Origin of the sequence: Asticcacaulis sp. AC402, from assembly GCF_000495835.1 — a bacterium.
Taxonomy (GTDB): Bacteria; Pseudomonadota; Alphaproteobacteria; order Caulobacterales; family Caulobacteraceae; genus Asticcacaulis.
This window is the reverse complement of the sequence record NZ_AWGC01000001.1, coordinates 51,790-77,828: the sequence shown is the minus strand read 5'-3', so window position 1 is coordinate 77,828 and position 26,039 is coordinate 51,790. Positions and strand designations below refer to the sequence as shown.

Below are 26,039 nucleotides of genomic sequence, written 5' to 3'. Positions count from 1 at the left end.
TAATGGAAAACAAAACCGATACCTTGGACATGACGGCGGATATCGTTTCCGCGTTTGTCGGCAATAATTCAGTTCCCGCAAGTGAACTGCCCACCCTGATTCTAAGTGTGTATCAGGCTTTGAACTCCATTTCTTCCGGTGAAGAAACCAAGGTCGAAGCGCCGAAAGAACCAGCCGTTTCGGTCAAGAAGTCGATTTCCAACGACTTTATTATCTGCCTCGAAGATGGCCGCAAGTTCAAGTCGCTGAAGCGTCACCTGCGGACCAAGTACGGCATGAGCCCGGAAGACTATCGCGCCAAGTGGAACCTGCCCAAGGATTATCCGATGGTCGCTCCAAACTACGCCAAGGCACGTTCGGACCTGGCCAAGCAGATGGGGCTGGGTCAGGGCGGCCGCCAGGTTACGCGCAAAACGACTCGCGGCGCCAAGTAAGCTTTGGCAATCTGCCCAAAAGGGGAAATTCTGTAGCGCGCAACCTAAAGCATGTGCCTTGAAACGCGAATTTCTTCCCCACGTTCGTCAAAACCTCGCGCCTTGAAAGCGCGGGGTTTTTTCTTTGTTCCACAAGCAATCGCGGCCGGAACAAGGCGCCGTTAACCCTTTTTCGCTTGCCAAGGATTCACCAGTTAAGAGAAGGTGAATTCAGGTGATTCGCGCGGGCGAGAGCCATTTTTAAAGTCAAACTTGAAGTGTTCACACGTTGTTCTCATTTGCGAACACGTCCGCATTGAGTTTTTAGAAGTAAGGGGCGCATGTTCTTTTCGTGATGGCGGGTTTGGCTTCCGAAATGTTGGCGGGTCTGCGCTCGCACGAAGACATCTTTCGGTACTGGAAGAGTTTGCGGCAACGCGGCCGGTTGCCGGCGCGGGCCGATCTCGATCCGGCCGCGATCAAACGCCGCTTGCCGACCATTAGCCTGATCGACGTACTGGAACCTCATCCTGACAACCTGGCCAACAGTTTCCGCCAGCGTCTGGCCGGCACCGACCTGTTCTCCGCCTATGGCGGCGAGATCACCGGCAAGACGCTGGATGGCATCTACACGGCGCCGGAGGCAGACTACTGGGCTGAGGCCCTGACCTTTGTTGTCGAACAGAGAAAACCCAATGTTGGCCTGCATTCCATGGCCTGGCGCGGTGCCAAGGGCTTAAGCCTGTTCTGGCTGCGTCTGCCTCTGGCCAGTGATGGCGTCAATGTCGACATGATCCTGGGCCACGACGCCCTGATCGGCAAGATCGACATGATGCAGTCGGGGGTCCGCTCGGCGTCTTGAAACCACCCCTGACCGGCGTACGGCGCCCTTGCGGTTTTCGGATGACGCAGGCAGGATGGCGCGGTTGAAGGAACAACAGGATTGACATCATGCTGACGGGTTCCTGTCATTGCGGCAAGGCAGGTTGGACGCTCACGGGCGATCCAGGCTCGATCACGGCCTGCAACTGTACGCTCTGCCGCCGGTATGGCGCCCTGTGGGCCTATGATTTTGAGGACGGGCGCATCGCGGTTGCCGGGCAGACGGCCTCTTATACCCGCGTTGGCAAGGACACGCCATCGCTTGAAATCCAGTTCTGCCCGTCCTGCGCCTGTGTCCTGAGTTGGCGCGGCTTGAGACTTGAGGAAGATGGCCGCCGGCGTTTAGCTGTCAATCTTCGGCTTGCGCCGCCGGAACGCGTTCACGATTTGCCGATCGACCATTTCGATGGCCTGGACAGTTTCGAAGACCTGCCTTCCAAAGGGCGCTGCGTGCGTGACCTTTGGTTTTGAGTCCATCAAAACGCATCCCGCTGTCGTCGGAGGGCTGGCCATTGCATGAAGCCTGCCGCCAGCCTGATGTTGCGTTGCGACCGAGCCTGCCGACGCGCTGTCAACGGGCGGGTGCAGCGCCGTCGGAAGGTGCCTTGGCATAGGCTGCCGACAGGTTGCGATAAGATTTTGACCGGAAGGCCAGCACGGTCACGATAACCCCGATAATCCCGGCCAGGGTGAAGACCAGAGCCGTACCACGCGCCGGACCGGTGCCGAACCAGTCACCAATGGTCTGCGCGCCCCAGCCGTCGGTCATGAACGGGATAAAGACGAACTGGGTCAGCGGCCCGAACAGGAAGGCGGTGATCGGCGACGCCGACTGTTCCAGCGACTGGGCGAAACCGAACACCCGCCCCTGACGCTCCAGAGGCACGACCTTTTGCAGGGTCGTCTGTTCAGCGGCCTCGGCCCACGGGCTTACGAGCATCCACACAAAGCAGCCCGCGGCCAGCAGCCAAAAGGATTGCTGCAGCGTAAAGACACAGCAGGTCACCCAGGCGATCAGGTTGACGGTCAAAAGGGTTCGCAGCGGCTTCCTGCCAAGGCCAACCCTCGAAATGAGGAGACCGCTGATGATAAACCCGGTCGACACCACCATGAAGGTGAAGCCCCAGACGACTTCGTTCACCATCGACATTCCGTAGGCATCCAGCAGCGCCATGAAGATGCCGCCCAGAAAGTTGTTGAACGTGGCGAAGAAGATCAGCGCAAAGAGACCGGGCACGGCGGCAACTACCGCAATGGTGCCCTTGATATCGATCCTCCTTGGCGCCTCCGGTTCGCCCAGCGGCATCTCGGCGCGGGTTTCGCCGACCTTGACGGACATCAGATGGGCAAAGGCCAGGGTCGTGAACGCCAGGGCGAAGACCAGGGTTCCCGCCATGCCCCCCTTGGCGACCAGCAGTCCGCTGATGCCGGAGGTGACAAGAAAGCCGAGCCCCCCCACCATGCCGACCAGGCCATTGGCCTTGTCGCGGCGGTCTTCGGGCACGAGGAGGGTGACAACGGTCGGCAGGGCGATCGCCCGGATATTGCCGGCAATCACCCCCAGCATGGTCAGCAGGACGAAGATCCAGAGTTGATAGCCATAGGGATTTTTAAACACCTCCGCTGGCGATATCAGCAGGAAACCCAGGGCCAGCACGTAGAAGACGGCGGAAGCCAGACTGGAGCCCAGCATGACCGTCTTCTTGAGGTGATGGTCGACCAGACTGCCGAACCACAGGCCGAACCCGGCGGTAAAGACCAGGTAGATGCCGGCGATCATCCCTGTGGCAAAGACCGACCGCGTCTGGAGGATGATCCAGAAGGTGATAGCGAACCAGACGGTGAAATTGGTAATACTGGCCACCAGATTGTTGCCGAGCAGGTGGTGGAAGGCCTTCATCGCTATTGCCCAGGTTGCTATGAACCGCGAAGCTAAGGTGGTCCCGCATGAAGTCAAGTCACGTGCGCGACTACTTCAAATTCGATCAGGCTGAGGTCCAGGGAAGGCTTGGTGGAGCTAAGCGGATTCGAACCGCTGGCCTCCTCATTGCGAACGAGGCGCTCTACCAACTGAGCTATAGCCCCATGCCTTCCGCAAGGAGCAGCTTTTTTAAGCCAAGATTGCGGTGTGTCAAGCGTCGCGTTGACTTGTACGTAGCGGGGAATCCCCTATATTCCACGTTCACGCCATTCTGGAAGGCTAGGTATGATCGGCTTTATTTTCTTTGTTCTGGACTTCGTCTTGAGCTTCATCATCTGGATGCTGATCATCTCCGCCATCCTGAGCTGGCTGATCGCTTTCAACGTCATCAATACCCGCAATCCGACCGTTTACCGCATTGTTGAAGCACTCGATCGCTTCACCGCGCCGATCCTGGAACCCTTCCGGCGCCTGGTGCCGCCCATCGGTGGTTTTGACATCAGCTTTATCCTGTGTTTCGCCGTGATCAAGGGACTTCAACTGTTCCTGCTGCCGCTGGCCCAGCAAAATCTGATGGCTTTGGTCGGGAGTTGAGGCTGGCGGTCCGTCTGACGCCCAAGGCAGCGACGGACGCCATCGACGGCTGGGGCGTGGACGGGCAGGGACGGCGTTTTCTGAAAGTGCGGGTCCGCGCTGCACCCATCGAAGGTCGCGCCAATACGGCTTTGATCGCCTTTCTGGCCAAGGCCCTGGGCGTGGCCAAATCCCGGCTGTCATTGGTGGCGGGAGATACGTCCCGCCTCAAGCAGATCGAGATCGACGGCCTCACCGAAGCCGACCTGTTGGAACGCCTGTAGCTTCGCGTCTTCGCGCCTTCGCGTGAAATTACTTTCTTGATGGTTTGCGACCGCTCACCCTTGAAAGAAGGTTCACGCGAAGGCGCGAAGCCGCGAAGGGAGTGTGATCCTCGGTTCGGCGCCTCAGGCATAAAAAATCGGCCCCGCAAGCCGAAGCCAACGGGGCCAGTTGTCACCTTTGCGAGGTGGTCTCAATTACGCGCCTATGCCGCCGTCAACGCTGTCTCGCGAATCTTGTCCGTAATGGCCCTGGCAACCGCCGAACCCGAAGCCGTGCCGCCGATGTCGCGCGTCACGAAGCCGCTTTCGACGACGGCATCGATCGCCGCGTCCAGCGCATCGGCTTCCTTGATGAGGTTCAGCGAGAAGCGCAGCATCATGGCCACCGACTTCAGGGTGCCGACCGGATTGGCCAGGTCCTTGCCGGCGATATCCGGCGCCGAACCGTGGATCGGTTCGTACAGGCCCTTGCCCGTGGCGCCCAGCGAGGCCGAGCCCAGCAAGCCGATGGAGCCCGGCAGGACCGAAGCCAGGTCCGACAGAATGTCGCCGAACATGTTTTCGGTGACAATCACATCGAACTTGGTCGGGCGGGTGACCAGGTGCATGGCCATAGAATCAACCAGGGCGTGCTCCAGTTCGACGTCGGAATAGTCTTCTTTGTGCAGGCGGATCACCGTCTCACGCCACAGGCGCGAGGTCTCGATGACATTGGCCTTGTCGACCGAGGTCACCTTGTTGCGGCGCTTGCGGGCGGCGTCGAAGGCGACGCGGGCGACACGCTCGACCTCGGCGACCGTGTAGACGCATTCGTCGGTGGCCGTTGTCTCGGTGCGGGTCTGCCTGCCGAAATAAAGGCCACCCGTCAGTTCACGGACGATCAAAAGATCGGCCCCCTGGACCACTTCGGCGCGCAGCGGCGAACGGTGGACCTGGGAGGCCTTGACGTCCATCGGACGCAGGTTGGCGAACAGGCCCATTGATTTGCGCACGGCCAGCAAGCCCTGCTCCGGACGCATCTTGCCGAGATCCCACTTGGGGCCGCCAACAGCGCCCAGCAGCACAGCATCCGCCGCCAGGCAGGCACGATCGGTATCTTCCGGGTACGGATTGTTGTCTGTGTCGATGGCTATGCCGCCGATCCGCTTTTCCTCGAAAGAGAAGCTATGGCCGAACACATCGCCGATGGTCTTCAGCGCCTGGACGCCGGCGGCCGCGACTTCAGGACCGATGCCGTCACCGGGGAGGACGACGATATTGAAGGAAGCCATTACGCAGCCTTTCCGTGGGAGTGTTCAAACTTTTCGATGTCGGGCAGGCGCTTCAGCAACCAGCCCATAGCATCGACGCCTTCCAGCAGGCACTGGCGCGCGAAGGCCTCGACCTCGAAGGTGATAAGCGTGCCATCTTCCAGGGTCAGGGCGTTGTTTTGCAGGTCGATGGTGACGCGCTGCTGCGGGTTGGCCAGCAGCTTGTCGTGAACGTCCTTGCTGACCACGACTGGCAGCAGGCCGTTCTTCAGGCAGTTCGACTTGAAGATGTCGGCGATCTCGGTCGAGATCACGGCCTGAAAGCCATAGTCCATCAGCGCCCATGGGGCGTGTTCGCGCGACGAGCCGCAGCCGAAATTGTTGCCCCCGACCAGGACGCGATGCTCGGTCGGGTCGATCTCGTTCAGGATATGCGGCTTGTTCGAACCATCGGCATGGTAGCGCCAGTCGTTGAAGGCGACCTTGCCGAGACCGACCTTGGTGGTGGTCGTCAGAAAGCGCGCCGGGATGATCTGGTCGGTGTCGATATTGGCTTCCGGCAACACGAGGATGCGCGACGAAAAGCTGTGGATGGGTTCCTGGTTGGACATTTAGGCCTCCTCGAGCGCCATGAATTGACGGGGGTCGGCAACGTGACCGGCGACGGCTGACGCCGCGGCGGTGGCCGGTGACGCCAAAACCGTGCGCGAACCCGGACCCTGACGGCCTTCGAAATTGCGGTTGGAGGTCGATACGGCCAGTTGACCGGGCGAGACGAAGTCGCCGTTCATGGCGATGCACATCGAACAGCCCGGCAGGCGCCATTCGGCCCCGGCTTCGAGGAAGATTTCGTGCAGGCCTTCCGCTTCGGCCTCCAGGCGGACCCATTCCGAACCCGGAACGACCAGGGCGCGGACGCCCGGCGCGACCTTGCGGCCCTTCATTATGGCCGCCGCGGCGCGCAGGTCTGACATGCGGCCATTGGTGCACGAGCCGATGAAGACGACATCGACCTTTTCGACTTCGCGCGCTTCACCACCGGTAAAGCCCATATATTTCAGGGCGCGTTCCTGGTCTTCGTTATCGGCGATCGGCACACCACGGACGATGGCAGCACCCTGGTCTGGAGAGGTGCCCCAGGTAGCCATGGGTTCGATGGTCGAGCCATCGATGCGGATTTCCTTGTCGAAGACGGCGCCTTCGTCGGACGCCAGGGCCAGCCAGCCCTTGGCGGCTTCTTCGTAAGCGTCACCTTGCGGCACATATTGCCGGCCGCGCAGCCAGTCGACCGTCTTGTGGTCGGGGGCGATCATGCCGCAGCGGGCGCCGGCTTCGATCGACAGGTTGCAAACCGTCATGCGGCCTTCCATGTCGAGATCGCGGATGACGTCGCCGGCATATTCCAGCGCGTAGCCGGTGCCGCCGGAAAAACCAAGCGTGGCGATAACCGTCAGGGCGACGTCCTTGCCGGTGACGCCAGGCTGGAGCTTGCCGTCGACGGTAACACGCATGGTCCTGGGCTTGCGCTGGGCCAGGCATTGCGTGGCCAGGACGTGGCCGACTTCCGAGGTACCAATGCCAAACGCGATGCAGCCGAAGGCGCCGTGGGTCGAGGTGTGGCTGTCGCCGCAGACGACGGTAAAGCCTGGCTGGGTCAGGCCCATTTCCGGCCCGATGACGTGAACGACGCCGCGGTTTTCGGCGTCATAACCGAACAGGCGCAGGCCATGGCTGGCGGCGTTGGCTTCCAGCGTTTCGACCTGCTTCTTGGCCTGGGCGGTGACGTAGGGGCGGTTGCCCTCGGCGTCGGGGCGCAGGGTTGGAATCGAGTGATCCAGCGTGGCGAAGGTCCGGTCGGGCCGGCGCACCTTCAGCCCGCGGACATCCAACTCGGAGAAGGCCTGGGGGGAGGTCACTTCGTGGACGAGATGCAGGTCGATATAGAGAACGGCGGGCTTGTCGGCCCCTTCCGGTTCTACGACGTGGGCATCCCACACTTTTTCAAACAACGATTTCGCGGTCATCGTACAATCTCTTGGTTTGCTAAACCTTTGCCTCCCCTGTTTACGGGGGAGGTGGATCATTGCGAAGCAATGAGACGGAAGGGGCTTTTCCGCTGACGGTAAAGCCCCTCCCACCGCTTCGCGGTCCCCCCTCCCCGCACGCAGGGAGGGCAAAGGGATGTCTTACTTACTCGGCCGGAACGGTCGACTCGATGGGGTCGAGCCAGCCGAAACGGTCTTCGGTGGTGCCGTTAAACAGACCATGGAACAGGGTCTGCAACCGCTTGGTGATCTTGCCCGGTCCGCCGACGCGGGTCGGAATGTCGTCGACGCTGCGGATCGGGGTGATTTCCGCCGCCGTGCCGGTCATGAAGATTTCGTCGGCGAGATACAAAATTTCGCGCGGCAGGTCCTGCTCCAGAACCTCCAGACCGTCGGCCTTGGCCAGGCGGATGACGGAATCACGCGTGATGCCGCCCAGGATCGACGCCGCCACCGGTGGGGTGTAGATCTTGCCGTTCATCATGACGAACAGGTTTTCGCCGGCACCTTCGGAAATCAGCCCGTTGACGCCCAGGCCGATGCCTTCGACATAGCCGCGGTCGCGCGCTTCCTTGCCGATCAGGTAGGACGACAGGTAGTTGCCGCCCGCCTTGGCCAGGACCGGAATGGTGTTCGGCGCCGCGCGATTCCACGACGAGATGCAGACATCTACGCCCTTGGCCAGGCCTTCTTCGCCGAGGTAGGCACCCCACGGGAAGGCGGCGATGGCCAGGTCGACCTTGACTCTGTCGGCCTTGGGGGTCACGCCCATGCCGCATTCACCCAGGAAGGCGATCGGACGCCAGTAGGCGCTCTTCAGGTTGTTGGCGACGATGATCTGCTTCGACGCCGCAATCATGTCGTCGAGAGCGAAGGGGATCTTGATACCGTAGATGCGGGCGGAATCCTCCAGCCTTCGCAGGTGGTCGCCCAGGCGAAAGCCCACCGGGCCATTGGGCGTATCATAGCAGCGGATGCCCTCGAAAACGGACGTGCCGTAATGCAGGGCATGTGTCATGACGTGGATCTGGGCGTCTTCCCAGTTGATGATCTGGCCGTTAAACCAGATTTTGTCGGCGAGTTTGGTCATGTTATCTCAGCAATCTTAATCGGAATGGTTTCGACTGGAACCGTCCTCTTACGCCCTTCCGCGGGCGCCAGAAAGACGGATTTTTTAAAGCCGTCGCATACGACGCGCAATCGTGCCCCTACCGAGCCGGGGCCGCGACCACGGCCCCGATAAACCTCTCCTTTGAATTTCGATAAGGCTGAGAGACCCGCGTCCTTCATGCGCGCATCTCTTTTTTGGTCCGGGCATCGTCCAGCGCCGGCGCCGCAACCCGAGGATCGGCGGAAAGGCGCGTTATGCCGTACAGACGGTCGATCTGCAGGCCCAGTTGGTCAGGACTACGGGAATTGTCGCGCGGACGCAACGTCACCGACAGTCCGCGCTTCTCACCGAGATCGTAAAGTTCCAACTGGTCGAGATGGAAACCTCGCCGCTCAATCAGGCCCAGGACGCGCAACAGCGACCCTTCGAGACGATCCAGCTCAATATGAATCAAGTGGCTCATCCCAACGCTCCTCCATCATTTCTGCGTTCGAAGCGCCCGGCGGAACCAGAGGCCAGACGTTTTCGCGCGGATCGACCAAAACATGCAAAAGGGTTGGCCCTTCGGCGGCCAGCAGCCGGTCGACGGCACCCTCGACTTCGTGGCGGTGGGTGATGCGGAAGGCATCGATCCCGAACGCCTTGGCGACCTGGACAAAATCGGGATTGTCCGACAGGTCGATCTCTGAGTAGTTCTCCTGGTAGAACAGCTCCTGCCACTGCCGGACCAGGCCCAGCGACGAATTGTCAAGCAGGACGATCTTCAGCGGGATGTTGTATCGGTTCAGCGTCGCCATCTCCTGGATGTTCATCATGAACGATCCGTCGCCGGAGATGGTGACAACATGGTGGTCGGGCTTGGCCAGCTTGGCGCCGACCCCGGCCGGCAGGCCATAACCCATGGCGCCGGATCCACCTGAGGTCAGGTGGGCGCGGCCGTTGGAAAACTCGCAGTGCTGGGCGACCCACATCTGGTGCTGGCCGACATCGCAGGCGGCGATGAACTTGTCACCGGCCTTTTCCGACAGCAGCTTCAGCAGGGCCGGGGCATAGACGCCCTTGCCTGGCGCATTGTAGCGGAAGCGGTGCTCCCATTTGTCGGCCTTGCACTTCTCAACCCACTTTTGAATGCCCTCAACCTTGGGATTGAGGTTCTCGATGGCGGTTTTCAGGTTGCCGACAATGGCGACGTCGGCCTTGCGCAGCTTGTTGATCTCGGCCGGGTCAATATCGGCATGGATGATCTTGGCATTGGGCGCGAAAGCGTTGAGTTTTCCGGTGGCGCGGTCGTCGAAACGGGCACCGAGCGCGATCAGCAGATCGGCCTCCTGGACGGCCGTATTGCCGGCGCGCGTGCCGTGCATGCCCAACATGCCCAGACACAGGTCTTCCGTGGTCGGAACGACGCCGATACCCTTCAGCGTGGTGACAACCGGGATGCCGGTGCGCTTGACCAGGTCGAGGAAGGCTGGCGAGGCGCCGGCCATCTCAATGCCGGCGCCAGCGTAGAACAAAGGCTTCCTGGCGGATTCGATCAGCTTTTCGGCGGCGCGAAGCGCATTGGTGTCAGGGACAGGCGGTGTCCAGGTCGGGAAGGTCGCCATGGACGAGGCGCCGACCCTGGTGGCGGCCACATCCTTGGGGATATCGACCAGGACCGGGCCGGCGCGGCCTTCGGAGGCGATGGCGAAGGCTTCCGCCAGGATACGGGGAATGTCGGCGGGGTCGCGGACCAGCCAGGAATGCTTCACAATCGGCAGGCAGATGCCCAGAATATCGACTTCCTGGAACCCGTCGGTACCCATCAGATGGGTTGAAACCTGGCCGGTAATGCACACCAGGGGCACACTGTCCATATAGGCGTTGGCGATGCCGGTAATCAGGTTGGTCGCGCCGGGCCCCGAGGTGGCCATGCAGACTCCGACCCTGCCCGTAGCGCGGGCATAGGCGTCGGCCGCGAAGGCTGCACCCTGTTCGTGGCGCACCAGGATATGCTTCAGGCCGGAGCCGGCAAGGGCGTCATAGATCGGCATGATGGCCCCGCCGGGATATCCGAACAGGGTCTCGACTCCCAACGCCTTCAGCGTCGAGATCACCAGTTGTGCTCCGGTAGGTTCGTTGCTCATCGTTCTAAACTCAAAAGTTATTATCCTCCCCTGCTTGCGGGGGAGGTGCCGCCGAATGGCGGCGGAGGGGGCGTCACGGTCTCGGACGCTACCTCCACCTCTTCGTAGTACTATGCATCAACCGTTTGCTTGCTTTGCAGCCAGGTCATGCGCGAACGCAGGTCCTTGCCGACGGTTTCGATCTGGTGCTCCAGGTCCTGGCGCATCAGAGCGTTGTAGCGCGGCCGGCCGGCCATGTTTTCGAGGATCCAGTCGCGGGCGAAATCGCCCGACTGGATATCGTTGAGCACTTCGCGCATGCGCTCGCGGGTTTCTTCGTTGATGATGCGCGGGCCAGAGATCAGGTCGCCGTACTTGCAGGTTTCCGACACGAAGCTGTGCATCTTTTCGAAACCGCCTTCGTACAGCAGATCGACGATCAGCTTCAGCTCGTGCAGGCATTCGAAATAGGCGATTTCGGGACGGTAGCCGGCCTCGACCAGGGTTTCGAAACCCATCAGGACCAGTTCGGTGGTACCACCGCACAGGACAGCCTGTTCGCCGAACAGGTCGGTTTCAGTTTCTTCCTTGAAGGTCGTCTCGATGACGCCGCCGACGGTGCCGCCGATGCCGCGGGCATAGCCCAGGGCCTTGGTCGAGGCCTTGCCGGACATGTCGCGGTCAACCGCGAACAGCGAAGGCACGCCGCGGCCGCGCTGGTATTCACGACGCACCAGATCACCCGGGCCCTTCGGGGCGACCAGGATCACATCCATGTCGGCGCGCGGAATGACGCGACCGTACAGGACCGAGAAGCCGTGGGCGAACAGGATGGCGACGCCCTTGGGGGCGTTGGGCTCGATAACGTCTTTGTAAAGGTCGGCATGGGTCATGTCCGGGGTCAGGATGGCGATGATGGTCGCATCCTTGCAGGCGTCGGCGACGGAGAGAACGGTGTGGCCGTCCTGCTTGGCCTTGACCTCGCCGGCGCCGCCGGCACGCAGGCCGACCACGACATCGGCGCCGGAATCCTTCAGGTTCGAGGCGTGGGCGCGGCCCTGCGAGCCGTAACCAATGATGGCGATGCGTTCGCCCTTGAAGGCATCGGGCGAAACGTCGTCATTCGTATAGATCTTCACAATGGTCTCCGTAGTCTTTTTACGTCAGGGGTTTAGAGTAAGCCATCATTCGTCACCGAGGTGACCATGCGGGCGTATTTTTCCAGCGCACCGGCGCCGAAGGTGATCTTGCCGGGCTTTTGCGCCTTGGTGGCACGGCGCAGGTCGATGTCGGCGAAGACGTCGATGCGGCGAGCGGCAATGTCGATGTGGATGATGTCGTCGTCATTAACGTAGGCGATCGGACCGCGCGCCTGAGCACCCGGTGCGACCTGACCGATGATGGCGCCGGACTCGCTGCCCGTGGTCCGCGCATCGGTGAGGACGGTGACACGCTCGATATCGGCGTCTTCCAGAGCGTCAGCGACCGACTGCAGGCCGGCGGCGGTGATCTCGCTGCCGTCCTGTCGGATGATAACAATGTCGCAGGCGCGGATCCTGCCGCGGGCGATACCGTCCAGAGCATCCCTGGTCGAACCGAAAACGCGCGCCGGACCGTCGAATACGTCCACCGTGAACCCGTCCAGTTTTACGACACAGCCTTCCGGAGCGAGCGAGCCATGAAGAATGGCAAAGCCCGCAGAGGCAGTCGTAGCGGTCTGGCAATGGATTTGCGTGAACTGGGTCATATCAAATCTTCCGGATGGAACTCGTGGGTTACGTTACTGACAGGCGCGTATTAAAAATCCCGCTCTTTTGAAGGAGCGGGAGGATGTCTTATCCTCTTGAAAGCGTTAGGCGGAACCTTTCGCTACCACTCCGATGACAGGGGGCTTAGTACGCCCCCAATAAGGAGCGATACCAGGTCGAATACGATGACAGCCACGACGAAAGAAACAGCCAGAGCGGTTAGCTCCTGCGTCCGGTTCTTCGCAATGGCAATGGCCTTGGCCATGGTCAAAGATACTCCTGCGCAGCCCCAAACGGGTGCGTTGACCCCATATAAGCCTAGCGCAGCCAAAAAAGCAAAGAAAATCTGGAAAATTTTTTCGACAATCTGGCAAATAACGGCGTCGCAGCAAAACAATTTACCTGCAAAACGCCATTTTCCGAAATACATTTTCGTGATAGCGGTCTTAAACCCTTAAAAAGCAGCCACGTTACCCGAGAATCAGAAACGATTTTGCCCCGACGACAAGGCGCTCGCGGCTGAAACCAAACGGCACCACGGGTTTCCAGACGACGCCGCGGTGCACACTATGTTAAAGGTTTGACCAAGAGTCACCGAACTCACAAAGGGAAGAGACCATGTTCCGTATCCTGCTGGCCGCCGCCTTGCTGGCTCTATCTTCACCTGCCCTGGCTGATGCACCGCGCAAGCCGGGAGACTACGCCCATACGCCCGACTCTGTGGAACAGCCTGGCGTGCAGAAGGGGCAACTGCTGGGGCCTTATGAATTCCATTCCAGGATAATCGCCGGCACGGTGCGGCGTTACTGGGTCTATGTCCCGGTGGGTTACGACCCGAACACCCCGCCCAGCCTGCTGGTCTTCCAGGATGGCCAGCGCGCCACACACCCCAACGGTTCCCTGCGCCTGCCAATCGTGCTCGATAGTCTCATCGCCAAGGGCGATATTGCGCCGACCTTGGGCGTTTTTGTCACGCCCGGGAACCTGAGCGAGCACTATCCCGACAATCTGGGCATGTCGAACCCTGACCACCGCGCCGAAGAATACGACGTGCTGGACGACACTTATACGCGCATGCTGCTTGAGGAACTGTTGCCGGAAGTCGCCAAGACCTACACGTTTAGTCATGATCCGCGGCGACGCATCATTGGCGGCACCTCCTCGGGCGCTATCGCGGCCTTCACGGTGGCGTGGAACCGCCCCGACGCGTTCAGCAATGTCATTTCGATTGTCGGCTCCTACACCTCCATCGCTTACCGCCCGGCCGCGGGCGACCAGCCGGCGCGTTTCGGCGGCGACACCTATCCAGGTTTGATCCGAAAATCGAAGATCCGGCCAATCCGTATTTTTTTCCAGGATGGTTCCAACGACCTCGACAACGAACATGGCAGTTGGTTCCTGGCCAACCAGCAGATGGTCAAGTCGCTGGAATGGGCTAATGCCAATGCTGACCAAAGCAATCTCGGGCCGGCGCGGTATGAATTGCAGTATGTCTGGGGCGACGGCGGCCACTCCGATCAGCACGGCGGCGCGCTGATGCCGGATATCCTGCGCTGGATGGCGGGAACGACGGAGAAGGCGTGTTGCGCCAAGCCATGATTGCGGCCGCAGCGCGGCTGGTATAGGCTGCGCAAGGGTAAGAGGAGGGGACTATGAAACTGAAGCTGGTAAGCTTTCTCGGTGCGTTTTTGATGGCGAGCCTGCCGGCGGTATCTTATGCCGATGAGATGTCCGACGAAGAAGACATGTGTGGTTGGTCCTTTCCGGTGTCCAGCTATTCGGCCGAGATCGGCGGGTTGTCGATCGAGCTGCCTGCCGTGGCACATCTCAAGGTGAACGGCCAGACCGTATCGGAGAAGGGCTCGCAGCCTTGGGGAAATTCCATCAATACGGCCAAGATCGCCCGCACTAAGGATGAGATCGTCATAACGACCAACCAGCACGACTGTGTCGACTGGTCATCCTCCTACGTCTATGTTCTCGACCCCTCCGGCCGGCTGCTGGCGGAAAGCGAGCAGTGGTCCGAGCACGAATGGGACGGCTTTCTTCGCGAAAAAGAGGGACTGGTTTTCTGGAGCGAATGGTTCTGCCAACCCGTTAACCCGAACAACAAACCGGGCATGTCCCACGTCTTCATATTGAGGAATGGTGAGAAGGCTTTCGTAAAGGAGGATCGGCCTTACGAGTCTTTGTGCTCGGACAAGGCCAAGATCCAGTTTCGCGTCAACGCCTTGTATCTGTCCGGCATGAAACCCAATTGAGATTTGCCGCGCATTCCGTGATTGCCATACGAGCCTGCGGGACTATATAGGGCAACAACCCAAACCCCTGTCGCGCCAAGTATTTTCACAGGTAACCATCATGCCCGCCTATCGTTCCCGCACCACCACCTTCGGCCGCAACATGGCGGGCGCGCGGGCGCTCTGGCGGGCGACAGGTATGACCGACGCCGATTTCTCCAAGCCGATTATCGCGGTCGTCAACAGCTTCACCCAGTTCGTGCCGGGCCACGTCCACCTGAAAGACCTCGGCCAGTTGGTAGCACGTGAGATCGAAGCCTCAGGGGGCGTCGCCAAGGAATTCAACACCATCGCCGTCGATGACGGCATCGCCATGGGCCACGGCGGCATGCTCTATTCGCTGCCGTCGCGCGACCTGATCGCCGACAGCGTCGAATATATGGTCAACGCCCACTGCGCTGACGCCATGGTCTGCATCTCCAACTGCGACAAGATCACGCCGGGCATGCTGATGGCGGCCATGCGCATCAATATTCCGGTCGTTTTCGTCTCGGGTGGGCCCATGGAGGCCGGCAAGGTGGTGTGGGCCGACGAGAACGGCGTCGAAAAGACCCATTCGCTCGACCTGATCGACGCCATGATCCAGGCCGGCGATGACCGTATTTCCGATGCGCAGGTCAAGGCCGTCGAAGAAGCCGCCTGTCCGACCTGCGGTTCGTGCTCGGGCATGTTCACCGCCAATTCGATGAACTGCCTGACCGAGGCCCTGGGCCTGAGCCTGCCCGGCAACGGCACCACCCTGGCCACCCACGCCGACCGCAAGCGCCTCTTCGAACAGGCTGGCCGGCTGATCGTCGACATCACCAGGCGCTATTACGAAAAGGACGATGCCTCGGTTCTGCCGCGCAGCATCGCCACCAAGGAAGCCTTTGAGAACGCCATGGCTTTGGACGTTGCCATGGGCGGTTCGACCAACACCGTTCTGCATATCCTGGCGGCGGCTCAGGAGGCCGGCGTCGACTTCACCATGGCCGATATCGACCGGATTTCGCGCGTCACGCCCTGCCTTTGCAAGGTTGCCCCGGCAGCCTCCGATGTCCATGTCGAAGACGTCCACCGCGCTGGCGGTATCATGGGAATCCTGGGCGAACTTGCGCGCGGTGGCATGCTGCACACCCAATCGAAGACCGTCCATTCGCCATCCCTCGCCCATGCTCTCAGCTACTGGGACATCCGCCAGACCAATGACGAAGAGGTCACCGAATTCTTCAAGGCGGCGCCGGGCGGCGTGCGCACCACCCAGGCCTTCTCGCAGGACCGCCGCTGGGACGAGCTGGACCGCGACCGGATCGGCGGGGTGATCCGTTCCAAGGAACACGCCTTTACCAAGGACGGTGGCTTGGCCGTACTGTACGGCAACATCGCTGAAAACGGTTGTATCGTTAAGACGGCCGGGGTCGATGAATCGATCTGGCAGTTCAACGGCACGGCGCGCGTCTTCGAATCCCAGGACGAGGCCACCGTGGCCATCCTGAACAACAAGATCGTCGAAGGCGACGTCGTCGTCATCCATTACGAAGGTCCCAAAGGCGGCCCGGGTATGCAGGAAATGCTGTACCCGACGACCTATCTGAAATCGAAGGGCTTAGGGAAAGCCTGCGCCCTGTTGACCGACGGCCGGTTCTCGGGCGGGACCTCGGGCCTGTCGATCGGCCATGCCTCGCCGGAAGCGGCCTCGGGCGGCCTGATCGCCCTGGTCCGCGAAGGCGACCGCATCGAGATCGATATCCCCAAGCGCTCGATCCAACTGGCCATCTCCGAATCCGAAATCGCCCAACGCCGTGCCGAGGAAGAGGCCCGCGGCCCGGATGCCTATACGCCCCACAACCGCGACCGCGTGGTCTCGGCGGCCTTGCAGGCCTATGCCGCGCTGGTTACCTCGGCCGACACCGGCGCTGTGCGCGACCTGGGGCAACTTAGGAAGTAGGTTACTGGTCGCGGAAGCCGTACCGGTTTTTCCGCCCTCTCAACCTCAATGATTCTGGCGCTTTTCCCAGCAGTCGCGTGGGCGGTCTTCAAAACAGTATTCGATCGAAACGCGATTGTTCAGAAGTTCCCTAACGTCGTCATCCGTTTTCACGGCAAGCTGGGTTTCACCCTTAGAGCGCAATCCGATAAGGTGGCTTCCACTACATCGGATTGCGCTATAAAGCTGCGGATGCGGCCAGAAGAAAGCTTGCCATCGTTATCGAGGCGCCGATCTTTTGTAACACGCCTTATCCCTTTTTCGCAGCCTCAAACTCGGCAGCCTGTTTCATCCAGTTTTCGCGCACTATCCGACCAGGGAACTTGATGCGCTCCGATACCCACTTGATGTTCTCGGGCGTCCAGGCAGCAATCTGGCGGAAGTGATAGATACCCAGGGCGTGAAGCTGCACCTCATTGACCGGACCAATGCCGACGATGTCCAGCAGCGGATCGGGCTTGCCCTTGTCGGCGACCTTCAAGCGAGCGGGTTCCAAGGGCGCGCCGGCCGCGGCAATGGCGGCCTCGACCTGGTCCGGGGTCATGGCCGCAAGGGGAGAGACAGCCGGGGAGGGTTCCGCTTTGCGGGCTGCCGGTTTGGCGGCGGCGCGGGCCTTGGCAATGACCTCGGGTTCCGGCCTGGGCTTGCGCGTCTTGGGGACCACGGTCGTGACCGGCGCGGAAGTCGCCGGTAGGGTCACGTAGTTTGCCTCGAGCGGCATCAGTTCGACCTCGCCCGGCGGCAGGATGGACTCAGCAGCGGGCGGCGGCAGTTCGTCTTCCAGCAGAAGCGGCTTCGGCTTTTCGGCGGTCTTGCGCGCCTGGCGGGTCAACAGGTAACCAATGCCGCGCCCGATCAGGAAGGCGATGATCAACAGGGCGGCGGATTTAAGCAGCATCGACAAGGCGCTTCCTCCTATTTGCCGTAGCGACGGGCGGCGTATTCGACAGCGACGCCCAGGACAAGAGCGAGCAGCAGCCACCAGCGCAGTTCGGAGATCAGATATAGCATGGCTTAACTCGCGGAACTGAGGGTAAAGACGACGCGGCGGTTCTTTTTGCGTCCAGCGGCGGTGGCATTGCTCTCCACCGGATCGGCGCTGCCAGCGCCAATGGCCGCGACCTTTTCGTCGGGCCAGCCTGCGGCGGTGAGGGCGTTCATGGCGTCGACAGCGCGGCCGGCCGACAGGGACCTATTGACCTCGTCGGCGCCGACATTGTCGGTATAACCGGTGATCGTCAGCTTAACGTCAGCGGGGCAACTTTGCAGTGCGCGATAGACCTCGCGCATCGTCCGTTCGCCCTGGGGCGTCAGTTCATAGGCGTTGAACCTGTAACGGATGCCGCTGCGGGCGACCACGGCATTGATCCGGTCCTGACAGCGCTGGCCGGCGCGACTGAGCGGCTGGGCGGTTTCTGTCGCTGCAACTGTTGCGGTCGCCGATGACGCCGAAGCCGACGATGTCGACACGGAACTTGAACTGACGCTGAGTGTTGCACTGGCGCTTTGTGTCGAACTGGCGCTTTCGCTGGCACCCGACGGGCTGGCCGCCGCAATTGCTGTGGTGCGCACGGCCGTGACCGGGCCTGTCCAGAAGCCGTCGGGCTTCAACGCTGCCTGAGCGGCGGCGATCTTATCGGGCGTGCCATTGAGCACCAGTTCCTGGCCCGATGCCGTCACGGTCACACCGGTGACACCAACCTGCACCAGTTTTGCCTGGGCTTCACGCGTCAGACCGGTTTCGGTGGCTGACTTGGTCGTGGTCAGGGCGATTGCGCCCACGACCAGCAAAGCCGCCCACCCGGCGATATGGATCATGTTCTTCTTCATGATTTGAATCTCTACAGCGATTCCCTATACGGCGTTGTCGAAGACAACTGCGGCGGCTTCATGGCCGTCCGGGTTCAGATCGCCGGCGCCTGGGTCACCGTGACGATACCGAACTGATTGATCGGGAACAGAAGTTGCGGTCTGATCCTCGGCGGAGGTGTGAACAGCGGTTCCGGCTTCGGCCGTGGCGGCTCGGCGACGGCCGGAAGCGGTTTCGGGGCGAGGTCGGCACCATGATAAGGCGGGTAGATGATGTCGTCCTTGGGGGGCAGGAAGCTGGCACTGGCAGGCACCGTGCGGACCGTGCTCCGGGTCGCCGCAGACACGATATGACCCAGCACCAGACCCAGAGAGAAGGTCAGGGCGATCAGCACGAGTGAGTGAACCCAGAGCCACACCATGTCAGCGCCCCCAACGGTGGGCGGCAAAGCCGAACACCGCCCCCAGCAGCAGGGCGGCGAGCAGGAGCCAGCGCAAGTCATACACCAGGTACAGCATTATTGTCCTAACGCTCCGCTTCTTGAGGACATTCTTGTTTGTCCTAACGCTCCGCTCCTTGAGGACATTATGGCCCCTCCGGTTCATCGCGTGGCCGCAGGATGAAGTCGACGCGGCGGTTGCGCGCGCGGCCCTCCTCGGTGGCATTGTCGGCAATCGGATCCTGGGCGCCGTAGCCCCGGGATGTGACCGATGCCTGAGCCAGGCCCATATCGGTCAGGGCAAAGGCCGCCGCTTCGGCCCGGGCGGTTGACAGCTTCATGTTGTCGAGGTCCTGGCCGACATTATCCGTATAGCCCTCGACATTCAGGATCAGGCCCTGGGGACAGGTCTGGAGCGTGGTGTAGACATCGGTCAGTATCGCCTGGCTGTCACCGGTCAGTTCGGCGCTCCCCGACACGAACTGCAGCCTGCGGCTGGCCACGGCCTGGGTAACCCGGCCGGTGCAGTCGTCGGCCGCCTGCTCGGCCTGCTCAGCCATGGCGGTCTGGGTGGCGGCCGCGTCCAGTCGCGTCTGCATGGCAATGACCGAAGCTTCGTTCACCCTTACGCCTGTCACCGGTCCCACCAGCACGCCGCCATAGCCGGCACGTTCGGGCAGACCGCCGGTTACGCCGCGTGTCACGGTAACGGCGCGCTGCATACGGTCGCCGGCCGTATCGCCCGACGCCGCGACCTGGGAAAATCCGTCGTCGCGGTACGCAAGGGTGGCGCCTTGTCCGTCCATGCGAACCTCGAAACCGCCCAGGCCCTGAGCCGCCAGCCGCTGCTCGATCTGGCTACGCAGCATTGTTTCCAGCCCATCGGTGCGCCGGGGCAGGGCAAGGACTGCGCACAGCCCGAGGACCAGCCAGCCAAGACTGTAAATCCATACCTTAGCCACGCATTCAGCCCCTGCGGCGTCATAGACTCAATCGCAAAACGTAACGTCGGTTGCGCCAAAAGACAACGTGGTTAACAAATCATTAATGAGGTGTGGCGCCTGTGCCCGATTAAGCCACCTGGGCGAATATGAGCCCTTTAATGCCTTCGGCCGGCAAGCATGCGGATGTGAACGTCGTCGCGTCGCAGATGGTGATGGTAAAGCGCGGCGCCGACATGCATCACGACCAGGCCCGCCAGGCTAAAGCCCAAAACGTCGTGGGCATTGAACCATAGATCGGCGGCGACGGCGTTCTTTGCGCTCAGGGGCGGCAGATCGAACAGGCCAAAGACGCTGATGGCGGCGCCATAGGCCGAGGTGGCATACCATCCGACCAGGGGCTGGATGATCAGCAGCCCGTAGAAAAGGCTGTGCACGGTGGCCGATGCCCTTCGCTGCCAGGATGTCAGGCTGGTTTCGGGTTTGGGCCATCGCGTCGTAAGCCGATAGCCCAGCCGGATCACCGACAGGACCAGCACCAGAACCCCCAACGACCGGTGGACGGTATAGAGGGTGTTCTGCGGCTCGCCGGACGGGACATGGTTCATGAGGAGGCCCGCCGGAATCAAAGAAAGCACACAAACGGCGATGCTCCAGTGGAGAAGCCGGGCAACGAATGGGTAGCCCTGCGGGTTGGATAGGGTTCCGGCCGTCACGGCAGATGACGCAAAGCATCTTGCGAATGATGCAAGATACGCTGAACGAATATACTGTTGCCGGAAATACGATCGTAAACTGCATGCGCCTGATGGACAAATCGCCGCCTGTCGCCTTTGCTACCGAAGATCGCTCCGGCGCGCGGATGCTCGGTCAACATCTGGAGTAAAACTAACTGATTATCTCGGTAGGCACGCGATTTCACAAAACCAAAATTTTCAAAGCCATATATGGCTATCTCGGTGAGATCGCCTTCGGCCTTACGGCTTAATCTGTCGTCAGCCATTTTGAGCACGATAGCGTGCCTCGGCGTCTTCCCAAATCTGTTCGATAGTTTTGTCACTGACGCCACTGTCGTCGGCCTCATCGAGCAAGCGATTTACCTCAGCTTCAGCCGTTTTGCGCTCCTGGTCTTTGCGCAGTACACCGTTGACATAGGCGTCGGCATTGGTGCCGGCCTGTTGTTGCACCCAATCGCTGTTGCCGTCGTCCAGAGAAACTGTAATCCTGTCCATGATCAGCGCCATACCTCTTAATGCTATTGTGCCATTAAACGCGCCCGTCACCAAGTTGAAAACGCCCCGTGACAGCTACGACAGCGTAGTATAAAGCGCGTACTCCTTCCCTTCACTGTCGCGCGTGAAACCTGTCCTGATGGCCTCACTTTCCCAAATTCGCCCTACACCGTTCGACCTCGGTCCGGTCCATTTTGTCGGCATAGGCGGCATTGGCATGAGCGGCATTGCCGAGATCATGCTCAAGATCGGCTACCTGGTCCAGGGCTCGGACGCCAAGGCCTCGGCCAATACCGAACGGCTGGAAAAGCTGGGGGCGAAGGTTTTCATCGGCCACGCGGCTGAGCACGTCAGCGATGGCGTCTGCGCCCTGGTCTATTCAACCGCAGTCAAGCCGGACAACGCGGAAATGGTCGAGGCGCGCCGCCGCCGCATCCCGCTGGTCCGCCGCGCCGAAATGCTGGCCGAGCTGATGCGCCTGCAATTCTCGATCGCGGTGGGCGGCACCCATGGCAAAACCACCACGACCTCGATGGTCGCCTGCCTGCTGGATGCCGGTGGCATGGACCCGACCGTGGTCAATGGCGGCATCATCAACAATTACGGCACCAATGCCAAGGTCGGCGACGGCGACTGGATCGTGGTCGAGGCCGATGAATCTGATGGTTCCTTCCTGCGCCTGAAATCGACCCTGGCCATTGTCACCAATATCGACGCCGAACACCTTGACCACTGGGGCGATTTCGACGCCGTCAAAAAGGGTTTTGTCGATTTCGTCGAGAACATCCCCTTTTACGGTTTTGCCGCCGTCTGTATCGACCATCCCGAAGTCCAGGCCCTGGCCGCCAAGGTCGAGAACCGCCGCCTGATCCCCTACGGCACAAGCCCGCAAGCCGAGGTCCGCTGCCTGAACATCGAATTCGGCCCGGAAGGCGCCTGTTTCGACGTCCAGTTCCAGCCGTCGGGCGTCGAACCTTTCACCTGGGAAAAAATCAGGCTGCCGATGACCGGCAACCACAATGTCAGCAATGCCACCGCCGCCATCGCCATCGCCCGCGAACTGGGTGTGACCGAAGACGATGCCCGCAAGGGGCTAGCCGGTTTCGGCGGGGTCAAGCGTCGCTTTACCACCACCGGAGTCGTTGATGGCATCCGCGTTATCGACGACTACGGCCATCACCCGGTCGAAATCGCCGCCGTACTGACGGCCGCCCGCCAGGTTAGCCAGGGCCGCGTCATCGCCGTGGTTCAGCCGCACCGCTATACCCGCCTGCGCGACCTGATGACCGAGTTCTCGTCGTGTTTCCACGATGCCGATACGGTCATCGTCGCCGATGTCTACAGTGCCGGTGAAACTCCGATTGACGGCGTCAGCAAGGCCGCCCTGGTCGAAGGCCTGCACCGCTTCGGCCACCGTAACGCCATCGCACTGGATGGGCCGGCCGCCCTGGCAGGCATCGTCGTCGCCGAAGCCAGGCCGGGCGACCTGGTGGTTTGCCTGGGCGCCGGTGACATCACCCAGTGGGCCTACGCCTTGCCCGGGCAGCTCGAAGCCTTGAAAGCCGCGGAATGACCTGGCCAAAGACCTGGACCCTTCCGTCGACGCGCGGGAAGGTGCTGTTCGGCGAGCCGCTGGCGCCCTTTACCTGGTTCCGTGTCGGCGGTCCGGCCGAGGCGCTGTTTATCCCGGCCGATCCTCAGGATCTCAGCGACTTCCTGCGTCAACTCGATCCGGTCGTGCCGGTGACCTGTATCGGGGTTGGCTCCAACGTCATCGTCCGCGACGGTGGCGTCGAAGGCGTAGTCGTCCGGCTGGCGGGCAGGGCATTTGCCGAAATTACCATCGACGGCGAATTCATCACCGCCGGGCCGGGCGCATTGGACAGTATGGTGGCCAAGGCCGCCGCCAAGGCCGGTCTGGCCGGGCTGGAATTCTATGCCGGCATCCCCGGCACGATTGGCGGCGCCCTGACCATGAATGCCGGCTGCTATGGTCGCGAAACCAAGGACGTGCTGGTTTCGGCCTGGGGCTATGACCGGACCGGCGCACGCCGTGAGTTTCAGAACGCCGACTTCGGTTTTACCTACCGTCATACGGATATTCCGGCCGAAATCGTCTGGATGGGCGCGACGTTTCGGGGAACGCCGGATGATCCTGCCGCCGTCCAGGCGCGGATCGATGAAATCACGAGCCGCCGCGAAACGACCCAGCCGATCCGCGAAAAGACGGGCGGCTCGACCTTCAAAAACCCTGATGGTCGTTCAGCCTGGCAATGCGTCGACGAAGCCGGCTGGCGCGGCAAGCTGCATGGCGGCGCCAAGTTCTCGGAGTTGCATGCCAACTTCATGATCAATACCGGCGAAGCGACCGCGGCCGACCTGGAAGGCCTGGGCGAGGCCGTGCGTGCTGAAGTCCTGGCCAAGTTGGGCATCGCGCTCAACTGGGAAATCAAGCGGATAGGAAAAGTAAAGTAGGTCCACAGATTACACAGATTTCACAGATTAAGTCTCTGAATAATATGTGAAATATGCGCAATCTGTGGACCCTTTTGCGTGATGCGGCTTCGCGGTGGATGCAGCCTCGAAAACAGGGGAGTTCCTTGTTTCAGGAATCAAGCTAGTTTTCGCCTGGAAGGTGAATTCATGTTGCTGCTTGATCTCTATGCCGCCCGAGGACCATTGATCATGGGTGTGGTCAATGTCACACCTGACAGCTTCTCCGATGGCGGACGGCATTTCGGTCTCGAGGCCGGGCTTGAACACGCGCAACAACTCATCCGGGACGGCGCCGACGTGCTTGATATTGGCGGTGAATCGACCCGCCCGGGTGCAGCGCCTGTCACCCTGGAAGAAGAAATCAACCGTGTCGTGCCGCTGATTTCGGCCTTGTCAAGCCTGACCGATATTGCGCTCAGCATCGACACCTTCAAGCCCGAAGTGGCCGAGGAAGCCTTCAAGGCAGGAGCCCAAATCTGGAACGATGTCAGTGCCTTGTCCTACAGTTCCGAAAGTTTGGAAATTGCAGCAAAGCTGAACGGCGACATCGTTCTGATGCATATGAAAGGTGAGCCACGCACCATGCAGTCCAACCCGTGGTACGAGGACGTCGTCGGCGAGGTCGAATCCTACCTGCTGGAACGCGCCGGCGCCGCGATCAGGGCCGGCGTTTCCAAAAGCCGCATCTGGCTCGATCCCGGCATCGGTTTCGGCAAGAACCTGGATCACAATCTCGATCTGATTCGTGCGACCCGCCGCCTGTCCGGGAACGACTTCCCGCTGGTTATGGCGGCATCGCGCAAGCGCTTTATTGCCGCTCTTGAGGAGCGCGAAGGTGCTGAACCGTCACAACCCGACGACCGCATCGGCGCCACGGTTGCCGTCCATTTGCATGCCGTTGCGGAAGGTGCGAAGATGGTGCGTGTACATGACGTGGCTGAGATGAAACAGGCCATGCGGCTGTGGAGGGCGATCAGCGGAGCAGGATGACAAGCTATAACCGGCGCGCCGCGATCTACTTCGTTCTGCTTTTGGCGTGCCTGATCGGCAGCCTCAGCGGCGTCGCGCCCTTGCTGTTCGCCTTCGCCTTTTTCTTCGTCGCCGTATCACAGTTTTTCTTTCTGTGTCCACGCTGTGGCAAGCACGTCGACACCCGCACCGATTCCGACGGCAGCTTCTTTTATCTGCCGGGCGAAAAGCGCGAACTTCATTGCCCGCGCTGCGGCCGGACGCGCAAGGACGTGTGGATGTTGCAGTATTTCCTCAAACGCGAGGACTGGAACGGTATTCGGGAACCTTGACACCGTTCGCGCGCGATCTGTTGCACTGCACTCACCGTCTTGTGACATCCGGCTCGGGTCACTGCGTGCTACGCTAAAGTGACAATTTAGATTTTGTCGCGGGGAGGGGCCTTTTTTTTGGCAAAACCCTTCCTAAATCTGAACGCAGTTGTCGGGCATGAGCTTGTGTCCGTCTGCGCTTCCCCCTCGCGGACCAGGTACCGAGCTCATGACCGACACGACCTCCTCTCCCGATCTCTCCGATCGGATTCCTGAAAGCGAAGATAAGCCGATGAGCAGCTCCGTTGCCCTGACTACGTCCAACCTGTCCTCGACGCCGGCGCTGTCGCCGGACGGCGGCCTCAACCGCTACCTGTCTGAAATCCGGAAGTTTCCGATGCTGGCCAAGGATGAGGAATTCATGCTGGCCAAGCGCTGGCAGGAGCATCAAGACCCCAAGGCGGCGCATAAGCTTGTCACCTCGCACCTGCGCCTGGTGGCCAAGATCGCCATGGGTTACCGCGGTTACGGCCTGCCGGTGGGTGAAGTCATCTCAGAAGGCAATGTTGGCCTGATGCAGGCGGTCAAGAAGTTCGATCCGGAGCGTGGCTTCCGCCTGGCCACCTACGCCATGTGGTGGATCAAGGCTTCGATCCAGGAATACGTCCTGCGGTCCTGGTCGCTGGTCAAGATGGGCACCACCGCCGCCCAGAAGAAACTGTTCTTCAACCTGCGCAAGGTGAAGTCGGAAATCTCGGCTCTGGAGGAAGGCGACCTGCGCCACGAACAGGTTGAACAGATCGCCACCAAGCTGGGTGTTTCGGAAACCGACGTCATCAACATGAACCGCCGCATGTCGTCGCCGGATTCGTCGCTGAATGCGCCGATCCGTGCTTCAGAAGGTGAGTCGGAGTGGCAGGACTGGCTGGTCGACGACAAGCAGGTATCGCAGGAAACCGTACTGGCTGATTCAGAAGAGTACGGGCTGCGCATGGGCCTCCTGCAAACCGCTATGGGTGAGCTGAATGCCCGTGAGCGCGAAATCCTGACCGAACGCCGCCTCAAGGACAGCCCGACGACCCTGGAAGACCTGGCTGAACGCTTTGGCGTCTCGCGTGAACGGGTTCGTCAGATCGAGGTTCGGGCCTTCGAGAAGCTGCAAAAGGCCATGACGGCCGCGTCCCAGGCGGCGTAAAGGCGGATTGGAACCGCGAAGCAACGGTCTTACCGTCGCATGATTTCG

General features: G+C 61.0%; 30 protein-coding genes and 1 tRNA gene. 13 read left to right on the top strand and 18 right to left on the bottom strand.

The window, feature by feature from the left end; all coding sequences use genetic code 11:
* Positions 1 to 2: 2 nt before the first annotated feature.
* The 3 genes from ABAC402_RS21570 to ABAC402_RS21560 all read left to right on the top strand — a co-directional run bounded on the left by ABAC402_RS21570 (position 3) and on the right by ABAC402_RS21560 (position 1,766).
* Positions 3 to 434 (top strand): MucR family transcriptional regulator, encoded by a 432-nt coding sequence (locus ABAC402_RS21570; RefSeq protein WP_023447676.1) that lies wholly within the window; start codon positions 3 to 5, stop codon positions 432 to 434.
* A 355-nt stretch (positions 435 to 789) separates the two neighbouring features.
* Complete coding sequence (locus ABAC402_RS21565; RefSeq protein ID WP_040409751.1) at positions 790 to 1,275, top strand: PAS domain-containing protein; 486 nt, start codon at positions 790 to 792, stop codon at positions 1,273 to 1,275.
* 89 nt (positions 1,276 to 1,364) lie between these two features.
* Complete coding sequence (locus tag ABAC402_RS21560) at positions 1,365 to 1,766, top strand: GFA family protein (RefSeq protein WP_023447674.1); 402 nt, start codon at positions 1,365 to 1,367, stop codon at positions 1,764 to 1,766.
* Positions 1,767 to 1,866: 100 nt separating this feature from the next.
* Here ABAC402_RS21560 and ABAC402_RS21555 read toward each other — a convergent pair whose 3' ends face one another.
* The gene (locus ABAC402_RS21555) at positions 1,867 to 3,195 is read right to left on the bottom strand and encodes an MFS transporter (protein ID WP_023447673.1); all 1,329 of its coding nucleotides are present in this window, start codon (positions 3,193 to 3,195) and stop codon (positions 1,867 to 1,869) included.
* 109 nt (positions 3,196 to 3,304) lie between these two features.
* Positions 3,305 to 3,380: transfer RNA gene (locus tag ABAC402_RS21550), tRNA-Ala, on the bottom strand.
* Positions 3,381 to 3,501: 121 nt separating this feature from the next.
* On the opposite strand from ABAC402_RS21550, the gene ABAC402_RS21545 reads away from it, so the two are divergent.
* Positions 3,502 to 3,810, top strand: coding sequence for a YggT family protein (locus ABAC402_RS21545; RefSeq protein WP_023447672.1), 309 nt, complete (start codon positions 3,502 to 3,504; stop codon positions 3,808 to 3,810).
* A complete protein-coding gene (locus ABAC402_RS21540; RefSeq protein WP_023447671.1) occupies positions 3,807 to 4,073 on the top strand; it encodes a DUF167 family protein in 267 nt (88 codons plus the stop codon). Before ABAC402_RS21545 ends, ABAC402_RS21540 begins: the two co-directional genes overlap by 4 nt.
* A 203-nt stretch (positions 4,074 to 4,276) precedes the next feature.
* Here ABAC402_RS21540 and leuB read toward each other — a convergent pair whose 3' ends face one another.
* The 9 genes from leuB to ABAC402_RS40015 all read right to left on the bottom strand — a co-directional run bounded on the left by leuB (position 4,277) and on the right by ABAC402_RS40015 (position 12,603).
* The gene (gene leuB, locus ABAC402_RS21535) at positions 4,277 to 5,344 is read right to left on the bottom strand and encodes a 3-isopropylmalate dehydrogenase (protein ID WP_023447670.1); all 1,068 of its coding nucleotides are present in this window, start codon (positions 5,342 to 5,344) and stop codon (positions 4,277 to 4,279) included.
* On the bottom strand, positions 5,344 to 5,934 hold the full coding sequence (gene leuD / locus ABAC402_RS21530) for a 3-isopropylmalate dehydratase small subunit (protein WP_023447669.1): 591 nt from the start codon (positions 5,932 to 5,934) through the stop codon (positions 5,344 to 5,346). The genes leuB and leuD overlap by 1 nt, the downstream gene beginning before the upstream one ends.
* Positions 5,935 to 7,347, bottom strand: coding sequence for a 3-isopropylmalate dehydratase large subunit (leuC, locus tag ABAC402_RS21525; protein ID WP_023447668.1), 1,413 nt, complete (start codon positions 7,345 to 7,347; stop codon positions 5,935 to 5,937).
* A gap of 166 nt (positions 7,348 to 7,513) precedes the next feature.
* Positions 7,514 to 8,458, bottom strand: coding sequence for a branched-chain amino acid transaminase (locus ABAC402_RS21520; protein ID WP_023447667.1), 945 nt, complete (start codon positions 8,456 to 8,458; stop codon positions 7,514 to 7,516).
* A gap of 196 nt (positions 8,459 to 8,654) precedes the next feature.
* Complete coding sequence (locus tag ABAC402_RS21515; RefSeq protein WP_023447666.1) at positions 8,655 to 8,942, bottom strand: ACT domain-containing protein; 288 nt, start codon at positions 8,940 to 8,942, stop codon at positions 8,655 to 8,657.
* Entirely contained in the window at positions 8,920 to 10,605 is a 1,686-nt protein-coding gene (ilvG, locus tag ABAC402_RS21510; protein WP_023447665.1) for an acetolactate synthase 2 catalytic subunit, read from the bottom strand. The genes ABAC402_RS21515 and ilvG overlap by 23 nt, the downstream gene beginning before the upstream one ends.
* 110 nt (positions 10,606 to 10,715) lie before the next feature.
* Positions 10,716 to 11,723: a ketol-acid reductoisomerase gene (ilvC, locus tag ABAC402_RS21505; RefSeq protein ID WP_023447664.1), complete on the bottom strand. Its 1,008-nt coding sequence runs from the start codon at positions 11,721 to 11,723 to the stop codon at positions 10,716 to 10,718.
* A 32-nt stretch (positions 11,724 to 11,755) separates the two neighbouring features.
* The gene (locus ABAC402_RS21500) at positions 11,756 to 12,331 is read right to left on the bottom strand and encodes a dihydroxy-acid dehydratase (RefSeq protein WP_023447663.1); all 576 of its coding nucleotides are present in this window, start codon (positions 12,329 to 12,331) and stop codon (positions 11,756 to 11,758) included.
* Positions 12,332 to 12,453: 122 nt separating this feature from the next.
* Complete coding sequence (locus ABAC402_RS40015; RefSeq protein ID WP_155847259.1) at positions 12,454 to 12,603, bottom strand: hypothetical protein; 150 nt, start codon at positions 12,601 to 12,603, stop codon at positions 12,454 to 12,456.
* Between the two features lie 347 nt (positions 12,604 to 12,950).
* Here ABAC402_RS40015 and ABAC402_RS21490 point away from each other — a divergent pair, with 347 nt between their 5' ends.
* From ABAC402_RS21490 to ilvD, 3 genes are all read left to right on the top strand, one after another.
* Complete coding sequence (locus tag ABAC402_RS21490; RefSeq protein ID WP_023447661.1) at positions 12,951 to 13,931, top strand: esterase family protein; 981 nt, start codon at positions 12,951 to 12,953, stop codon at positions 13,929 to 13,931.
* Between the two features lie 53 nt (positions 13,932 to 13,984).
* The gene (locus tag ABAC402_RS21485) at positions 13,985 to 14,593 is read left to right on the top strand and encodes a hypothetical protein (RefSeq protein ID WP_023447660.1); all 609 of its coding nucleotides are present in this window, start codon (positions 13,985 to 13,987) and stop codon (positions 14,591 to 14,593) included.
* Between the two features lie 100 nt (positions 14,594 to 14,693).
* Entirely contained in the window at positions 14,694 to 16,559 is a 1,866-nt protein-coding gene (ilvD, locus tag ABAC402_RS21480; protein WP_023447659.1) for a dihydroxy-acid dehydratase, read from the top strand.
* A gap of 289 nt (positions 16,560 to 16,848) precedes the next feature.
* Here ilvD and ABAC402_RS39015 read toward each other — a convergent pair whose 3' ends face one another.
* The 7 genes from ABAC402_RS39015 to ABAC402_RS40010 all read right to left on the bottom strand — a co-directional run bounded on the left by ABAC402_RS39015 (position 16,849) and on the right by ABAC402_RS40010 (position 21,020).
* Positions 16,849 to 17,502: a hypothetical protein gene (locus ABAC402_RS39015; RefSeq protein WP_155847258.1), complete on the bottom strand. Its 654-nt coding sequence runs from the start codon at positions 17,500 to 17,502 to the stop codon at positions 16,849 to 16,851.
* Positions 17,503 to 17,612: 110 nt separating this feature from the next.
* Positions 17,613 to 18,428 (bottom strand): OmpA family protein, encoded by an 816-nt coding sequence (locus tag ABAC402_RS39010; RefSeq protein ID WP_023447656.1) that lies wholly within the window; start codon positions 18,426 to 18,428, stop codon positions 17,613 to 17,615.
* 74 nt (positions 18,429 to 18,502) lie between these two features.
* Positions 18,503 to 18,829, bottom strand: a complete 327-nt coding sequence (locus ABAC402_RS21465; RefSeq protein ID WP_023447655.1) for a hypothetical protein — start codon at positions 18,827 to 18,829, stop codon at positions 18,503 to 18,505.
* A gap of 164 nt (positions 18,830 to 18,993) precedes the next feature.
* Positions 18,994 to 19,809: an OmpA family protein gene (locus ABAC402_RS21460; protein ID WP_155847257.1), complete on the bottom strand. Its 816-nt coding sequence runs from the start codon at positions 19,807 to 19,809 to the stop codon at positions 18,994 to 18,996.
* 137 nt (positions 19,810 to 19,946) lie between these two features.
* Positions 19,947 to 20,504 carry a cytochrome b gene (locus ABAC402_RS21455; protein WP_031234983.1) on the bottom strand — a complete coding sequence of 186 codons (558 nt, stop codon included), beginning with the start codon at positions 20,502 to 20,504 and terminating at the stop codon, positions 19,947 to 19,949.
* The gene (locus ABAC402_RS39585; RefSeq protein ID WP_162148493.1) at positions 20,501 to 20,791 is read right to left on the bottom strand and encodes a type II toxin-antitoxin system RelE/ParE family toxin; all 291 of its coding nucleotides are present in this window, start codon (positions 20,789 to 20,791) and stop codon (positions 20,501 to 20,503) included. The genes ABAC402_RS21455 and ABAC402_RS39585 overlap by 4 nt, the downstream gene beginning before the upstream one ends.
* On the bottom strand, positions 20,784 to 21,020 hold the full coding sequence (locus ABAC402_RS40010; protein ID WP_040409748.1) for a hypothetical protein: 237 nt from the start codon (positions 21,018 to 21,020) through the stop codon (positions 20,784 to 20,786). Before ABAC402_RS40010 ends, ABAC402_RS39585 begins: the two co-directional genes overlap by 8 nt.
* A 139-nt stretch (positions 21,021 to 21,159) precedes the next feature.
* On the opposite strand from ABAC402_RS40010, the gene murC reads away from it, so the two are divergent.
* The 5 genes from murC (at position 21,160) to rpoH (ending at position 25,991) form a co-directional block, all read left to right on the top strand.
* Positions 21,160 to 22,593, top strand: coding sequence for a UDP-N-acetylmuramate--L-alanine ligase (gene murC / locus ABAC402_RS21445; RefSeq protein ID WP_023447649.1), 1,434 nt, complete (start codon positions 21,160 to 21,162; stop codon positions 22,591 to 22,593).
* Positions 22,590 to 23,495, top strand: coding sequence for a UDP-N-acetylmuramate dehydrogenase (gene murB / locus ABAC402_RS21440; protein WP_023447648.1), 906 nt, complete (start codon positions 22,590 to 22,592; stop codon positions 23,493 to 23,495). Before murC ends, murB begins: the two co-directional genes overlap by 4 nt.
* Positions 23,496 to 23,663: 168 nt before the next feature.
* The gene (folP, locus tag ABAC402_RS21435; protein WP_023447647.1) at positions 23,664 to 24,506 is read left to right on the top strand and encodes a dihydropteroate synthase; all 843 of its coding nucleotides are present in this window, start codon (positions 23,664 to 23,666) and stop codon (positions 24,504 to 24,506) included.
* Positions 24,503 to 24,817, top strand: a complete 315-nt coding sequence (locus ABAC402_RS21430; protein WP_023447646.1) for a hypothetical protein — start codon at positions 24,503 to 24,505, stop codon at positions 24,815 to 24,817. The genes folP and ABAC402_RS21430 overlap by 4 nt, the downstream gene beginning before the upstream one ends.
* A 271-nt stretch (positions 24,818 to 25,088) precedes the next feature.
* Complete coding sequence (gene rpoH / locus ABAC402_RS21425; protein WP_023447645.1) at positions 25,089 to 25,991, top strand: RNA polymerase sigma factor RpoH; 903 nt, start codon at positions 25,089 to 25,091, stop codon at positions 25,989 to 25,991.
* Positions 25,992 to 26,039: the final 48 nt, after the last annotated feature.

Coding starts and splice junctions, on each gene's coding strand:
- ABAC402_RS21570 (WP_023447676.1), top strand. CDS start 3: ATGGAAAACAAAACCGATACCTTGGACATGACGGCGGATATCGTTTCC.
- ABAC402_RS21565 (WP_040409751.1), top strand. CDS start 790: ATGTTGGCGGGTCTGCGCTCGCACGAAGACATCTTTCGGTACTGGAAG.
- ABAC402_RS21560 (WP_023447674.1), top strand. CDS start 1,365: ATGCTGACGGGTTCCTGTCATTGCGGCAAGGCAGGTTGGACGCTCACG.
- ABAC402_RS21555 (WP_023447673.1), bottom strand. CDS start 3,195: ATGAAGGCCTTCCACCACCTGCTCGGCAACAATCTGGTGGCCAGTATT.
- ABAC402_RS21545 (WP_023447672.1), top strand. CDS start 3,502: ATGATCGGCTTTATTTTCTTTGTTCTGGACTTCGTCTTGAGCTTCATC.
- leuB (WP_023447670.1), bottom strand. CDS start 5,344: ATGGCTTCCTTCAATATCGTCGTCCTCCCCGGTGACGGCATCGGTCCT.
- leuD (WP_023447669.1), bottom strand. CDS start 5,934: ATGTCCAACCAGGAACCCATCCACAGCTTTTCGTCGCGCATCCTCGTG.
- leuC (WP_023447668.1), bottom strand. CDS start 7,347: ATGACCGCGAAATCGTTGTTTGAAAAAGTGTGGGATGCCCACGTCGTA.
- ABAC402_RS21520 (WP_023447667.1), bottom strand. CDS start 8,458: ATGACCAAACTCGCCGACAAAATCTGGTTTAACGGCCAGATCATCAAC.
- ABAC402_RS21515 (WP_023447666.1), bottom strand. CDS start 8,942: ATGAGCCACTTGATTCATATTGAGCTGGATCGTCTCGAAGGGTCGCTG.
- ilvG (WP_023447665.1), bottom strand. CDS start 10,605: ATGAGCAACGAACCTACCGGAGCACAACTGGTGATCTCGACGCTGAAG.
- ABAC402_RS21500 (WP_023447663.1), bottom strand. CDS start 12,331: ATGACCCAGTTCACGCAAATCCATTGCCAGACCGCTACGACTGCCTCT.
- ABAC402_RS21490 (WP_023447661.1), top strand. CDS start 12,951: ATGTTCCGTATCCTGCTGGCCGCCGCCTTGCTGGCTCTATCTTCACCT.
- ABAC402_RS21485 (WP_023447660.1), top strand. CDS start 13,985: ATGAAACTGAAGCTGGTAAGCTTTCTCGGTGCGTTTTTGATGGCGAGC.
- ilvD (WP_023447659.1), top strand. CDS start 14,694: ATGCCCGCCTATCGTTCCCGCACCACCACCTTCGGCCGCAACATGGCG.
- ABAC402_RS39010 (WP_023447656.1), bottom strand. CDS start 18,428: ATGAAGAAGAACATGATCCATATCGCCGGGTGGGCGGCTTTGCTGGTC.
- ABAC402_RS21465 (WP_023447655.1), bottom strand. CDS start 18,829: ATGGTGTGGCTCTGGGTTCACTCACTCGTGCTGATCGCCCTGACCTTC.
- ABAC402_RS39585 (WP_162148493.1), bottom strand. CDS start 20,791: ATGGCTGACGACAGATTAAGCCGTAAGGCCGAAGGCGATCTCACCGAG.
- ABAC402_RS40010 (WP_040409748.1), bottom strand. CDS start 21,020: ATGGACAGGATTACAGTTTCTCTGGACGACGGCAACAGCGATTGGGTG.
- murC (WP_023447649.1), top strand. CDS start 21,160: ATGGCCTCACTTTCCCAAATTCGCCCTACACCGTTCGACCTCGGTCCG.
- murB (WP_023447648.1), top strand. CDS start 22,590: ATGACCTGGCCAAAGACCTGGACCCTTCCGTCGACGCGCGGGAAGGTG.
- folP (WP_023447647.1), top strand. CDS start 23,664: ATGTTGCTGCTTGATCTCTATGCCGCCCGAGGACCATTGATCATGGGT.
- ABAC402_RS21430 (WP_023447646.1), top strand. CDS start 24,503: ATGACAAGCTATAACCGGCGCGCCGCGATCTACTTCGTTCTGCTTTTG.
- rpoH (WP_023447645.1), top strand. CDS start 25,089: ATGAGCAGCTCCGTTGCCCTGACTACGTCCAACCTGTCCTCGACGCCG.